Origin of the sequence: Streptomyces sp. NBC_00012 (genome assembly GCF_045040875.1) — a bacterium.
Classification (GTDB): Bacteria; Actinomycetota; Actinomycetes; order Streptomycetales; family Streptomycetaceae; genus Streptomyces.
Genome location: NZ_CP108309.1, coordinates 6,442,777 through 6,456,252 on the forward strand (window position 1 = coordinate 6,442,777; position 13,476 = coordinate 6,456,252).

10 protein-coding genes are annotated in these 13,476 nt (G+C 70.3%); 8 read left to right on the top strand and 2 right to left on the bottom strand.

All coding sequences use genetic code 11. From position 1 onward, the window contains the following. Positions 1–108 precede the first annotated feature (108 nt). The 3 genes from OHA19_RS29520 (at position 109) to OHA19_RS29530 (ending at position 2,261) form a co-directional block, all read left to right on the top strand. A complete protein-coding gene (locus tag OHA19_RS29520) occupies positions 109–726 on the top strand; it encodes a cell division protein SepF (protein WP_405711781.1) in 618 nt (205 codons plus the stop codon). A 70-nt stretch (positions 727–796) separates the two neighbouring features. Further along, on the top strand, positions 797–1,081 hold the full coding sequence (locus tag OHA19_RS29525) for a YggT family protein (protein ID WP_405711779.1): 285 nt from the start codon (positions 797–799) through the stop codon (positions 1,079–1,081). A 49-nt stretch (positions 1,082–1,130) separates the two neighbouring features. Continuing rightward, positions 1,131–2,261 (top strand): DivIVA domain-containing protein, encoded by a 1,131-nt coding sequence (locus OHA19_RS29530; RefSeq protein ID WP_405711777.1) that lies wholly within the window; start codon positions 1,131–1,133, stop codon positions 2,259–2,261. A 480-nt stretch (positions 2,262–2,741) separates the two neighbouring features. Here OHA19_RS29530 and ileS read toward each other — a convergent pair whose 3' ends face one another. Beyond that, positions 2,742–5,891, bottom strand: a complete 3,150-nt coding sequence (gene ileS / locus OHA19_RS29535; RefSeq protein ID WP_405711775.1) for an isoleucine--tRNA ligase — start codon at positions 5,889–5,891, stop codon at positions 2,742–2,744. 540 nt (positions 5,892–6,431) lie between these two features. On the opposite strand from ileS, the gene OHA19_RS29540 reads away from it, so the two are divergent. Genes OHA19_RS29540 through OHA19_RS29555 form a run of 4 tightly spaced genes read left to right on the top strand, consistent with a single transcriptional unit; the run spans position 6,432 to position 9,304 of the window. Beyond that, positions 6,432–7,199 carry a TraR/DksA family transcriptional regulator gene (locus OHA19_RS29540; protein WP_405711773.1) on the top strand — a complete coding sequence of 256 codons (768 nt, stop codon included), beginning with the start codon at positions 6,432–6,434 and terminating at the stop codon, positions 7,197–7,199. Positions 7,200–7,257: 58 nt separating this feature from the next. Further along, positions 7,258–7,860: a signal peptidase II gene (gene lspA / locus OHA19_RS29545; protein WP_405711771.1), complete on the top strand. Its 603-nt coding sequence runs from the start codon at positions 7,258–7,260 to the stop codon at positions 7,858–7,860. Positions 7,861–7,883: 23 nt separating this feature from the next. Beyond that, the gene (locus OHA19_RS29550) at positions 7,884–8,825 is read left to right on the top strand and encodes an RluA family pseudouridine synthase (protein WP_405711769.1); all 942 of its coding nucleotides are present in this window, start codon (positions 7,884–7,886) and stop codon (positions 8,823–8,825) included. Next, the gene (locus tag OHA19_RS29555) at positions 8,822–9,304 is read left to right on the top strand and encodes a GNAT family N-acetyltransferase (RefSeq protein ID WP_405752209.1); all 483 of its coding nucleotides are present in this window, start codon (positions 8,822–8,824) and stop codon (positions 9,302–9,304) included. Before OHA19_RS29550 ends, OHA19_RS29555 begins: the two co-directional genes overlap by 4 nt. A 10-nt stretch (positions 9,305–9,314) precedes the next feature. On the opposite strand, the gene OHA19_RS29560 is transcribed toward OHA19_RS29555, so the two are convergent. Next, positions 9,315–11,630 carry a glycosyl hydrolase family 95 catalytic domain-containing protein gene (locus OHA19_RS29560; protein ID WP_405752212.1) on the bottom strand — a complete coding sequence of 772 codons (2,316 nt, stop codon included), beginning with the start codon at positions 11,628–11,630 and terminating at the stop codon, positions 9,315–9,317. Positions 11,631–11,870: 240 nt separating this feature from the next. On the opposite strand from OHA19_RS29560, the gene OHA19_RS29565 reads away from it, so the two are divergent. After that, positions 11,871–13,457 carry a Na+/H+ antiporter gene (locus OHA19_RS29565; RefSeq protein WP_405711763.1) on the top strand — a complete coding sequence of 529 codons (1,587 nt, stop codon included), beginning with the start codon at positions 11,871–11,873 and terminating at the stop codon, positions 13,455–13,457. The last annotated feature ends 19 nt before the right edge of the window (positions 13,458–13,476 follow it).

Below are 13,476 nucleotides of genomic sequence, written 5' to 3' on the forward strand. Positions count from 1 at the left end.
ACCACAGCAGAAAATATGGTCATTCCCGCCTATGGCGGGCAGGCCTCAGTGGATCGCGGGGCACTTGGTGACAGATGCCGATCCACCACAGAGCGGAGGACTCGGAGCATGGCCGGCGCGATGCGCAAGATGGCGGTCTACCTCGGCCTCGTGGAGGACGATGGGTACGACGGTCCGGGGTTCGACCCCGATGACGAATTCGAACCCGAGCCGGAGCCCGAGCGCGACCGGCGGCGGCACCAGCCCGCGCATCAGGTGGAGCGGGAACGCGAGCGGGACGAACCGGTACGAGCGGTGCAGCCTCCCGCGCAGCGGGAGCCGGTTCAGATCCCGGCGGAGCGAGAGCGACCCGCCCGAATCGCACCCGTGGCATCCATCACACCTGAACGCCCGAACATGGAGAAGAACGCACCGGTGATCATGCCCAAGGTCGTGTCCGAGCGGGAGCCTTACCGCATCACCACGCTGCACCCCAGGACCTACAACGAGGCCCGTACCATCGGGGAACACTTCCGTGAGGGCACTCCGGTGATCATGAACCTCACGGAGATGGACGACACGGATGCAAAACGACTTGTCGACTTTGCTGCAGGACTCGTCTTCGGGCTCCATGGCAGCATTGAGCGCGTGACGCAGAAGGTGTTCCTGTTGTCGCCTGCTAACGTCGATGTCACGGCGGAGGACAAGGCCCGTATCGCTGAGGGCGGATTCTTCAACCAGAGCTGAGAACACGACACCGGGAACAACCCGGCCGCGAGGCCGGAGCTACGAGAGCCAGGGGAGAGGGAAGCGCGAAATGGGCGTCGCACTGCAGGTTGTCTATATCGCGCTGATGTGTTTCCTCATCGTGCTGATCTTCCGGCTGGTCATGGACTACGTCTTCCAGTTCGCGCGTTCATGGCAGCCCGGCAAGCCGATGGTGGTCATACTTGAGGCCACCTACACTGTCACCGATCCACCGCTCAAGCTTCTGCGGCGGTTCATCCCGCCGCTGCGTCTCGGGGGCGTGGCACTCGACCTGTCCTTCTTCGTTCTGATGATCATCGTCTACATCCTGATCAGGATTGTGATCAGGCTGTGAGCGATACGGTCTTGCCGACTGCCGACGACTACGTAGAGGTGAAGAAGAGATGCCGCTGACTCCTGAGGACGTGCGGAACAAGCAGTTCACGACCGTCCGCCTCCGAGAAGGCTATGACGAGGACGAGGTCGATGCCTTCCTCGACGAGGTCGAGTCCGAGCTGACCCGCCTGCTCCGTGAGAACGAGGACCTCCGCGCGAAGCTGGCCGCTGCCACGCGTGCCGCCGCGCAGAACCAGCAGCAGGGCATGCGCAAGCCGGAGCCGCAGGACCGGCCCGGGGCGCCGGTGCCCGCCGCCATATCGGGTCCGCCGGTCCAGCAGCAGCCCCCGCAGATGGGTCCCCCCCAGCTGCCCGGTGGTGCTCCGCAGCTGCCCGCCGGTCCCAGTGGTCACGGTCCTGGCCCTCAGGGCCCGCACGGCCCCGGTCCGCAGGGCCCGCACGGCCCCGGCCCGATGCAGGGTGGTCCCATGGGCGGCCCGATGGGCGGCCCCATGGGTGGTCACGCCCCGCAGCAGCAGATGCAGCAGATGCAGCAGCCGCAGATGCAGCAGCCCGGTCAGGGCCCCGGTGGCGACAGTGCCGCCCGTGTCCTCTCGCTCGCGCAGCAGACCGCCGACCAGGCGATCGCGGAGGCCCGTTCCGAGGCCAACAAGATCGTCGGCGAGGCGCGCAGCCGTGCCGAGGGCCTGGAGCGCGACGCGCGTGCCAAGGCGGATGCCCTGGAGCGGGACGCGCAGGAGAAGCACCGCGTGGCGATGGGTTCGCTGGAGTCGGCCCGCGCGACGCTGGAGCGCAAGGTCGAGGACCTGCGTGGCTTCGAGCGTGAGTACCGGACCCGCCTGAAGTCCTACCTGGAGAGCCAGCTGCGTCAGCTGGAGACCCAGGCGGACGACTCGCTGGCCCCGCCGCGGACCCCGGCGACCGCTTCGCTGCCGCCGTCGCCCTCGCTGGCTCCGGCCGGTGCGGGTGCCATGGGCCACACCATGGGCGGCAACCACGGGAACCCGCCGATGGGCGGCAACCCGTCCATGGGCGGCGGGCCTTCGTACGGCGGCCAGCAGCAGATGTCGCCGGCGATGACCCAGCCGATGGCGCCGGTGCGGCCGCAGGCGCCGCAGCCGATGCAGCAGGCTCCTTCGCCGATGCGTGGGTTCCTGATCGACGAGGACGACAACTGAGCCGGGTGCGCGCGGTGAGCGCGTAGCCGTCGGCAGGCTGAGGGCCGGGCCCCGGGGATTTCCCTGGGGCCCGGCCCTTTTGCTGTGCGGGGTGCGGGGTGGCGGTGTGCTCTGTGCTGTGGCTGCGGGTGCGGGTGCGGGTGCGCTGCGCGGGGGCTGTTCCCCTACCCGCCCCTTCCCGAACCTGGGGCTCTGCCCCAGACCCCGCTCCTCAATCGCCGGAGGGGCTGAAAAGGGTGCTGGGAGGGCGTCGGGAGGGGCGCGAAGGGGGTGCTGGGAGGGGGCGGGAGAGGGGTGAGGGGGGTGCTGGGAGGGGCTGGAGAGGCGTCGGGACAGGCGTAGTGGGCATCGGGAGGGGCTGGAGAGGGGGCTGGGAGGGCGGGGAGATATACGAAGAGGGCCCGGTCGGACTGGTGCCGATGCTGTTGGTTGCCAACAGCATCGACCGGTGTCCGGCCGGGCCCTCCTGCTTCTTGTGGGTTACTGCTCCGTCTTGCGGAGGCGGAACGCCAGGGACAGGCCCTCGTCCTCGAACGGCTCGCCGTACGTCGGGTCCGCCTCGCCCTGGGCGTAGTCCAGGGCCAGGACCTCGTCCGCGATCAGGGTCGCGTGTTCGGTCAGGGCCTCCACCGTGGCGGGGGCGGCCGACGTCCAGCGGACGGCGATGCGGTCGGCGACGTCCAGGCCGCTGTTCTTGCGGGCTTCCTGGATCAGGCGGATCGCGTCACGGGCGAGGCCCGCGCGCCGCAGTTCCGGGGTGATCTCCAGGTCCAGCGCGACCGTCGCGCCCGAGTCGGACGCCACCGACCAGCCCTCGCGCGGGGTCTCGGTGATGATCACCTCGTCCGGCGAGAGGGTGACCGTCTCGCCGTCCACCTCGACCGACGCCGTGCCCTCGCGCAGGGCCAGCGAGAGGGCCGCCGCGTCGGCGTTCGCGACCGCCTTGGCCACCGCCTGGACACCCTTGCCGAAGCGCTTGCCGAGCGCCCGGAAGTTCGCCTTCGCCGTCGTGTCGACCAGCGAGCCGCCGACCTCGGACAAGGAGGCCAGCGAGGAGACGTTCAGCTCCTCGGTGATCTGGGCGTGCAGTTCTGGGGAGAGCGTCTCGAAGCCGGACGCCGCGACCAGGGCGCGGGACAGCGGCTGACGGGTCTTCACACCGGATTCGGCGCGGGTGGCCCGGCCCAGCTCGACCAGGCGGCGGACCAGAGCCATCTGCGTGGAGAGGGCGGGGTCGATCGCCGACAGGTCCGCCTTCGGCCAGCTGGAGAGGTGGACCGACTCGGGGGCGTCCGGAGTGACCGGGACGACCAGGTCCTGCCAGACCCGCTCGGTGATGAACGGGGTGAGCGGGGCCATCAGACGGGTCACCGTCTCGACGACCTCGTGCAGGGTGCGCAGCGCAGCCTTGTCGCCCTGCCAGAAGCGGCGGCGCGAGCGGCGCACGTACCAGTTGGACAGGTCGTCGACGAAGGCGGACAGCAGCTTGCCGGCGCGCTGGGTGTCGTAACCCTCCAGAGCCTGCGTGACCTGGTCCACCAGCGCGTTCAGCTCGCTCAGCAGCCAGCGGTCCAGGACCGTGCGGTCCGCCGGGGCCGGGTCGGCCGCGGACGGCGCCCAGTTCGACGTACGGGCGTACAGGGCCTGGAAGGCGACCGTGTTCCAGTACGTGAGGAGCGTCTTGCGGACGACCTCCTGGATGGTGCCGTGACCGACGCGCCGCGCCGCCCACGGGGAGCCGCCGGCCGCCATGAACCAGCGGACCGCGTCGGCGCCGTGCCGGTCCATGAGCGGGATCGGTTCGAGGGTGTTGCCCAGGTGCTTGGACATCTTGCGGCCGTCCTCGGCGAGGATGTGACCCAGGCAGACCACGTTCTCGTAGGACGACTTGTCGAAGACCAGGGTGCCGACCGCCATCAGCGTGTAGAACCAGCCGCGGGTCTGGTCGATGGCCTCCGAGATGAACTGCGCCGGGTAGCGGCTCTCGAAGAGCTCCTTGTTCTTGTACGGGTAGCCCCACTGCGCGAACGGCATCGAACCCGAGTCGTACCAGGCGTCGATGACCTCCGGGACGCGGTACGCCTCCAGCTGGCAGTTCTCGTGCGAGCAGGTGAACGTGATCTCGTCGATGAACGGGCGGTGCGGGTCGAGGCCCGAGAGGTCGGTGCCGGCGAGCTCACCGAGCTCGGTGCGGGAGCCCACGCAGGTGAGGTGGCCGTCCTCGCAGCGCCAGATCGGCAGCGGGGTGCCCCAGTAGCGGTTGCGGGACAGCGCCCAGTCGACGTTGTTGTTCAGCCAGTCGCCGAAGCGGCCGTTCTTGACGGAGTCCGGGAACCAGTTGGTCTTCTCGTTCTCCTGGAGCAGCCGGTCCTTGACGGCGGTCGTGCGGATGTACCAGGACGGCTGCGCGTAGTAGAGCAGCGCGGTGTGGCAGCGCCAGCAGTGCGGGTAGCTGTGCTCGTACGGGACGTGCCGGAAGAGCTTGCCGCGGGCGGCCAGGTCCTCGGTGAGCGTCTCGTCGGCCTTCTTGAAGAAGACCCCGCCGACCAGCGGCAGGTCGTCCTCGAAGGTGCCGTCGGGGCGGACCGGGTTCACCACCGGCAGGCCGTACGCCTTGCAGACCAGGAGGTCGTCGGCGCCGAAGGCGGGGGACTGGTGGACCAGACCTGTACCGTCCTCGGTCGTCACGTACTCGGCGTTGACCACGTAGTGGGCCTCGGCCGGAAAGTCCACCAGGGCGAAGGGGCGCTCGTAGGTCCAGCGCTCCATCTCGCGGCCGGTGAAGGTCTCGCCGGTGGTCTCCCAGCCCTCGCCCAGCGCCTTCTCGACGAGCGGCTGTGCGACGACGAGCTTCTCCTGGCCGTCGGTCGCGACGACGTAGGTGACGTCGGGGTGCGCGGCGACGGCGGTGTTGGAGACCAGGGTCCAGGGGGTGGTCGTCCAGACGAGGAGGGCGGCTTCGCCGGCCAGCGGGCCGGAGGTGAGGGGGAAGCGGACGAAGACCGACGGGTCGACGACCGTCTCGTACCCCTGCGCCAGCTCGTGGTCGGAGAGGCCGGTGCCGCAGCGGGGGCACCAGGGGGCGACGCGGTGGTCCTGGACCAGGAGGCCCTTGTTGAAGATCTCCTTCAGCGACCACCAGACAGACTCGACGTACTCGGGGTCCATCGTGCGGTACGCGTCGTCGAGGTCGACCCAGTAGCCCATGCGGGTCGTGAGCTCGGTGAACGCGTCCGTGTGGCGGGTCACGGACTCACGGCACTTGGCGTTGAACTCGGCGATGCCGTACGCCTCGATGTCCTTCTTGCCGTTGAAGCCCAGCTCCTTCTCGACCGCGAGCTCGACCGGCAGGCCGTGGCAGTCCCAGCCGGCCTTGCGGCCGACGTGGTAGCCCTGCATGGTCCGGAAGCGGGGGAAGACGTCCTTGAAGACGCGGGCCTCGATGTGGTGGGCGCCGGGCATGCCGTTGGCGGTGGGCGGGCCCTCGTAGAAGACCCACTCGGGGCGTCCCTCGGACTGTTCGAGGCTCTTGGCGAAGACCTTGCTGTCGCGCCAGAAATCGAGCACGGCGTGCTCCAGCGCGGGCAGGTCGACCTGGGCGGGTACCTGGTGGTACTGCGGCGATGTCATGGGCGGACTTCCTCCGGCGGACGTTTTCCACTTCCGTCGGAGGGACGAGGGCCTCATCGGCTCCCGCGGTACCACCCTCCTTGACCCCGGGTGTGCGCCCGTGGCCCCCTCATTGGGGCGCGATGCCGGTTCTACTTGCCTCTCGGCGTTCTTCCGACGGCTCCGGGTGATCTTCACGACGCGCTCGCCCCCGGGCTTCCACCGTCCCCGGGTCGCTCCTGGCTGCGTACGACGCTACTCGTCCCATCCACGCCTCTCGCTCAGGCCAGTGTACGGGCCCGTACGGGGGACGGCCGACCGGTTTAACGCGGGGGACGGGGCGTGACCCGAATGGCCAGACGGGGCTGCGCGGAGTCCGGGCGGGGGGTCCGGGGGCGGATTACCCGGTCGTGAGCTGGGCACAACGGATGCAGGCAGGTCCGGATCCGGACGCGGGGAGGAGCGGTTCGGCGGCGTGCCCCGTTGCCGCGGGGCTGGGGTCGATTTATCGTCCCAGCACGATTCGCGTGCAAGATCACAATATGTGAAGGGGCCGCGGCCATGGTGGCGAAGAAGACCGCCGCGAAGAAGACGGCGTCAGCGGGATCCACGGGCGCGACGGCCGGGGAGACGGGCGGCGACGCGGGTACGGAGACCGCCCTGGAAGCCGGTGCGGCCGAGGCCGCGGTGAAGAAGACCGCCGCGAAGAAGACCGTGGCGAAGAAAGCCGCTGTCAAGAAGGCACCTGCGAAGAAGAGCGCAGCCAAGAAGGCTTCGAAGAAGGCGGCCGACGCGGCCGATGGGGCGGCCGAGGCCGCCGGGAAGACGGGAGCCCACACGGTGGTAGCCAAGAAGAGCGCGGCCCGGTCCCGCACGGCCGGCACGGGCGCGGCGCCCGTGCCCCCGGCCCGCGGGGGCGCCACGACGGCCCCCGGCGAGCTGGCGGTCCGGCCGGGCGAGGACCCCTGGACACCGGAGGAGGTCGCCGAGGCGCGGGCCGAGCTGACCAGCGAGACCATGCGGCTGCGCAGCGAGCTGGAGGCCGCGAGCGCCGCGCTCGCCGGGCTGATGCGCGACTCCGGCGACGGCGCGGGTGACGACGAGGCGGACACCGGCACCAAGAACATCACCCGAGAGCACGAGATGTCGCTCGCCGCCAACGCCCAGGAGATGCTGGACCAGACCGAGCGGGCCCTGGCCCGGCTCGACGCCGGGACGTACGGACTGTGCGAAATCTGCGGCAATCCGATCGGCAAGGCGCGGATGCAGGCGTTCCCGCGCGCCACCCTCTGTGTCGAGGACAAACAGAAGCAGGAGCGACGCGGCTGATCCCCGGCGGTGTGCCGTACCCTCGTCCTCAGTCAGGAACCTAGGTTGAGGGACTCACGTGGCAGAGGCGGAGCGCATCATCGGTACGCCGGACATCCCCGATGCCGAGGGGACCGAAGGGGACGAGGCCGCGGACCGGGCCGGTGACCGGGGCGGGGAGACCGCCCCGACCAGGGGCAGGCGGAAGATCGCGGTGCTCTTCGCCGTGGCCGTGTTCGCCTACCTCATCGACCTGGTCAGCAAGATGATCGTGGTCGCGAAGCTGGAGCACCACGAGCCGATCGAGCTCATCGGTGACTGGCTGCAGCTCAGCGCGATCCGCAACGCCGGTGCCGCGTTCGGCATCGGTGAGGCGTTCACCATCATCTTCACGTTCATCGCGGCGACCGTCATCGTGGTGATCGCCCGGCTCGCGCGCAAGCTCTACAGCCTGCCGTGGGCCATCGCGCTCGGCCTGCTGCTCGGCGGTGCGCTCGGCAACCTCACCGACCGGATCTTCCGCGCCCCCGGCACCTTCCAGGGCGCGGTGGTGGACTTCATCGCCCCGGCGCACTTCGCCGTTTTCAACCTCGCCGACTCCGCGATCGTCTGCGGCGGCATCCTCATCGTGATCCTTTCCTTCAAGGGCCTGGACCCCGACGGCACCGTGCACAAGGACTAGTGCCAGCAAGGCATACTCGACAGGTGAGTACGTATCCCGAGGTCCGCACCCTGCCCGTACCCGACGGTCTGGAGGGCGAGCGTGTCGACGCCGCCATCTCCCGGATGTTCGGTTTCTCCCGCACCAAGGCCGCCGAGCTGGCAGCCGCCGGGAAGGTGCAGGTGGACGGCTCGGTGGTCGGGAAGTCCGAGCGGGTCCGGGGCGGGGCCTGGCTGGAAGTGGAGATGCCGCAGGCGGCCGCTCCCGTGCAGATCGTCGCGGAGCCCGTCGAGGGCATGGAAATCGTGCACGACGACGACGACATCGTCGTGATCGTGAAGCCGGTCGGCGTCGCCGCCCACCCGAGCCCCGGCTGGACCGGCACGACCGTCATCGGCGGTCTGGCCGCGGCCGGGTACCGGATCTCGACGTCCGGCGCCGCCGAGCGCCAGGGCATCGTCCACCGCCTCGACGTCGGCACCTCCGGCCTGATGGTCGTCGCCAAGTCCGAGCGGGCCTACACCCTGCTGAAGGCGCAGTTCCGCGACCGGGTCGTGGAGAAGAAGTACAACGCGCTGGTGCAGGGTCACCCGGATCCGATGAGCGGCACCATCGACGCCCCCATCGGGCGCCACCCCAACCACGACTACAAGTGGGCCGTCACCGCCGAGGGCAAGCCCTCCGTGACGCACTACGACCTCATCGAGGCCTACCGCTCCGCCAGCCTCCTGGACATCAAGCTGGAGACGGGCCGTACGCACCAGATCCGGGTGCACATGTCCGCCCACCGGCACCCCTGCGTCGGTGACCTCACCTACGGCGCCGACCCGACGATGGCCAAGCGCCTGGGCCTGACCCGGCAGTGGCTGCACGCCGTCCGGCTCGGCTTCGAGCACCCGTCCGACGGCAGCTGGGTGGAGTTCACCAGCAGCTACCCGGACGACCTCCAGCGGGCCCTGGACAAGATCGCGGCGGAGAGCGAGTGACCGGCACGCCCGCCCCGTACACCACGCGCACCGCCGTCGACGAGCAGGACCTCGCGGCCTGTTTCCTGGTCCGCAAGGACGTCTTCGTCGGCGAGCAGGACGTGCCCGAGGAGATCGAGTACGACGAGTACGACGCGGTCGCCCTGCACGTCGTCGCCGTCGCGGCGGACGGCTCGCCGCTCGGCACCGGGCGGCTGCTGCACGGTCCGGCCGCCGCGGCCAGAACGGGCGGCGACCCGGCCGTCGGCTCGCTCGGCAGGCTCGCGGTGACCAGGGCGGCACGCGGCCTCGGCGTCGGCGCCGCGCTGGTCCGGGCCATCGAGGACGCGGCCCGTGACCTGGGTCTGGCCGCCGTCGACCTGCACGCCCAGACCCATGCGCTCGGCTTCTACGAACGCCTCGGCTATGTGGCGTACGGCCCCGAGTTCCCGGACGCGGGCATCCCCCACCGGGCGATGCGCCGCACCCTGCGGGACTGAGACCGCAGCCCTACCCAGGCAGGCCCCAGCGGGTCCACGTGCCGTTCGACGGCACATCGCGCGGGGCCGTCCGCGGGAGGGGAGCGCCCCGCGGAGTGATCACCGCGGTGGAGCCGCGCGGCAGGGCGAGCGTGATCCGGCCCGGTCCGGTCTCCCGCCAGTGCAGCGGCCGCCCGTGCGCGTCCCGTACCTCGATCCGGCCCTTGACCGAGTGGTCCAGGGTCAGCGGTTCGCCCGCCTCGCTGTGCACCCGTACCCAGCGCGTGGCGCCGCCCGAGCGGTCCGCGTCCACCAGGAAGGCGCCCTGGGTACGCAGGGACGCGATCGAGGCGTCCGCCCAGCGGTCCGAGACGGACGGGAAGACCTTCACCACCCCCTCGTGCCCCTGCACCACCATGTCGAGCATCGACTGGGCGGCGGATAGCGGGCTCTCCAGGGCGAGGTTCCTTCCTTCCCGGTACATCGTGTTGACCGTCATCGCGCAGTCCGCGACCATGTTCAGATCGGTGAAGAAGGTCAGGAAGTCGAGCGCCTTCTCCGGCTCGTCCATAGCTGAGTACATGGACGAGGCGGTGGCGTAGCTGTAGCCGTGCCACAGCTCCTGCATGGAGATCCAGTGGTCCATGGAGCGCCGCATCACCGCGCGGTCCCCGGCCCGGTCCCAGACCCGTTCGCGCAGCGGATAGAGCCACAGCAGGTGCGAGTGGTGCCGGTGCGAGCCGGCCAGCGGGACGTCCTTGCCGATCATGACACCGGCCGCCGGGTCCTCGGCGTACGGGGCGAGGCGCCGCTCGATGTCCTGCCAGCGCCTCAGCCGCGGATCGTCGTTCCGCAGCAGCTTCGCCGACGCGATCAGGGTGCGCACTCCCCAGCGGATCAGCGAGAGGTCGTAGGTGCAGTCCACGGCGTTGGCGTATTCGGGGGAGCGGGTCTCCGGGAGGTGCAGCAGGCCGTCCGGGCCCTCGTGCAGGAAGTGCGCGTAGAAGTTGACGGCCTTCGCGAGGATCGGGTGCACCACGTCGCGCAGCACCGACGGGTCCATCGAGTGCCGGTAGGACTGCCAGACGTTGTGCAGGGCCCAGGTGAGGTTGCCGAAGTTGTCGGAGATGTGGGACGAGCCGGGGGCGCCGACGTCGTAGGTGTCGCCCGCGCGCAGCTGCCAGTCGGAGGGGTGGCCCAGCGCGTAGCTCTCGCCGTCGCGGTAGTCGGCCGGGACCGAGGCGGGGAGGTTGTGCTCGAAGCGGCGGAACGCGCCCGTCACCGAGTCGAGTTCGGGGTGGTTGGAGCCGTGGACGGGGGCCATGCCGATCTGGACGTTGAGGTTCCACCAGACCGCGGTCCAGTTGTTGCCGACCTCGGGGAACCACGGGCCCCATTCGGAGATCGTCGGTCCTTCGGCCCTGGTCGACGCGGCGAGCTTGTAGAGCTGGATGAGGTAGAAGCTCTGCAGCCGCTTGTCCGGCACGGAGAGGAAGCTGCGCCGGTAGTACGCGTGCCACCAGCGGCGGTGACGGTCCACCAGTTGGTCCGGGTCGGAGCCGAGGGTGCGGTCCACGGCCCGCAGCGCGTCGGCCGTCGCCTCGGACACCCGGCCGGGGAAGCGGTACACGAGGTGCGCGGCGAGCAGCCGGCCGGTGCCCTCGCGCCGTTCGCGCCAGGCCGTGGTCCAGCCGCCGCCCGCGAGCAGCGGCTGCTCGGCGAAGCCGTCACCGGTCCGGGGCTCCGGATTGGGCGTGTAGTCCTCGGGCCTGCCGCTGGTACGGGTGGTGGCGGCCCGGAGCCACTGGAAGGTCCAGGCGGCGGACTCCTCGCCGGGGGTGGGGCGGGTGGAGACCAGCAGCGCGCCGGTGTCGTTCTGGACCAGGGCGGAGAAGGCCAGGGATCCCCGCGTGGTGGTGACGGTGCCGTGCAGCTCGGCGTCGTACAGGTCCAGGGTCCAGTCGACGGCGGTGATCTCCCCGGCGAGGGTCAGGGTGAAGTACCCGATGGGGAGGCGGGAGAAGCCGATGCCGCCGCGCCACTGGCCGCGCTGGTCCTGCACCTGGCTGTGACTGATCATCAGCTTCAGCGTGTTCGCGGTCGTTCCGGCGTACAGCTGGGCGCCGAGGCGGCCGTTGGCGAGGAACGGGGCCTCCTGCCAGCCGGTGGGGAGCGTGCGCCAGGTCATCGCGGCGTCGCGGACGGTCTTCTCGTGGATGTCGATGCCTCGGTGCTCCGTCGGTACGGGGCCGGCCGCAGCCCATGCGGTACGGGAGCCGGCCATCCAGAGCGCGGATGTTCCGGCAGCGGCGGTGGAGACGAAATGCCTTCGGGAGAACGCGGTCACGTGGCCTCTTCTGCCAGTCATGTACGTGGTGGGAGTCCTGGTCCTTGAATCACGCACGCCGCATACTGCCCGCCCCGGGGAGGCAGGGGAAGGGGTCCGGTCGTGGATACATCGGAGGAATTCCGGTCGTGGAGGCGGGAATCAGGGGGTGTTGTCTGGATTGCGGGCCTTGCGTGGCAGGCTTTGACCCCAGATCCGCCGATCACGGAGATCGGCGTCCCGTGCTCCGGAAGGCATCCCGTGGACCAAATGGCACTGCTCCTCCTGCTGTTGCTCGGGGCTGTGGTCACGGTGCCGCTGGGCGAGCGTCTCGGGCTGCCCGCGCCGGTGCTGATGACGCTCGCCGGGGTCGGTATGGCCTTCCTCAGCTTCGTACCGAATGTGGACATCCCGCCCGAGATCATCCTTCCGGCGCTGCTGCCGCCGCTGCTCTACGCCTCCGTGCAGCGAACCTCCTGGCGGCAGTTCGCCGCCAATAAACGACCGATCTTTCTGCTGGCCGTGGCGCTGGTCTTCATCACGACGGCCGCCGTCGCCGCGGTCGCCAACGCGATCGTCCCCGGGCTGCCCATCGCCGCGGCCGTGGCGCTCGGTGCGCTCGTCGCCCCGCCCGACCCGGTCGCGGCGACGGCCGTCGCGGGTTCGGTCGGGCTGCCGCGCAGGCTCGTCTCCATCCTGGAGGGCGAGGGCCTGTTCAACGACGTGACCGCGATCGTGCTCTACCACGTGGCGATCGCCGCCGCGGTGAGCGGGAGCTTCTCGCTGCCGGAGGCCTTCGGGCTGCTGATCCTCTCCGCGGTGGTGGCCGTGGCCGTGGGCCTGGTGCTGGGCTGGCTCACCATCAAGCTCATGGGTCTGCTCGGCGACGCCACGCTCCAGGTCGGCCTCACCCTGCTGGTGCCGTTCGTGAGCTACGTGCTCGCGGAGGAGCTGATGGGCTCGGGCGTCCTCGCCGTTCTCACCACCGCGCTCTTCCTCGCCGAGCACACCGCCGACGCCGACGACGTCCTCGGCCGGCTCACCGGCCGCTCCTTCTGGGAGATCGTCGACACGCTCGTCACCGGGGTCGCCTTCGGGCTGATCGGTCTCGAACTGCACAACGTCTTCGGCACGGCGGACGGCCGCGAACCAAAGATGCTGGGCTGGGGACTCGCGGTGGTCGCGGTGGTCGTCGGCGTACGGCTGCTCTATCTGCTGCCCGCCACCTGGCTGGCCAAGCGGCTGCACACCCGGCGCGACGTCAGCGAGGAGATCCCCACCAGCTGGCGGGAGACCGTCGTCATGTGGTGGGCCGGGATGCGCGGGGTGGCCTCGGTCGCGCTGGCGCTGGCGATCCCGCTGGAGACGGACGACGGGAAGCCGTTCCCGGGCCGCGACGAGATCGTCTTCATCGCCTTCGTCGTGATCATGGCCACGCTCGTCGTCCAGGGGCTCACCCTGCCGTGGCTGGTCCGCAAGCTCAGGGTCAAGGCGGACACGGACGCCGAGGAGGCGCTGGAGAAGGACCTCGCGATCCGCGCCGCGAAGGCCGCGAAGCAGCGCCTCAAGGAGATCCAGGAGGTCGAGGAGTTCCCGGACGAGGTCACCGAGCGGCTCCAGCGGCTGGCGTACGACGTGGGGGCGCGGATCAGTCCCGACATGGTCGACGACGAGCGCCGCGAGGCGTACGCGAAACGGGCCGAGCGTTTCAGGGCGGTCAGCCGCGTCCAGCGCGAGATGATGTCGGCCGCCCGCCACGCGGTGTTGTCGGCCCGCAACGAGGCCGGGACGGACCCGGAGATCGTCGACCGGGTGCTGCGGCAGCTGGACGTCCGCAGCCTGCGGTGAGGGTGACCGGCCCGGGCTC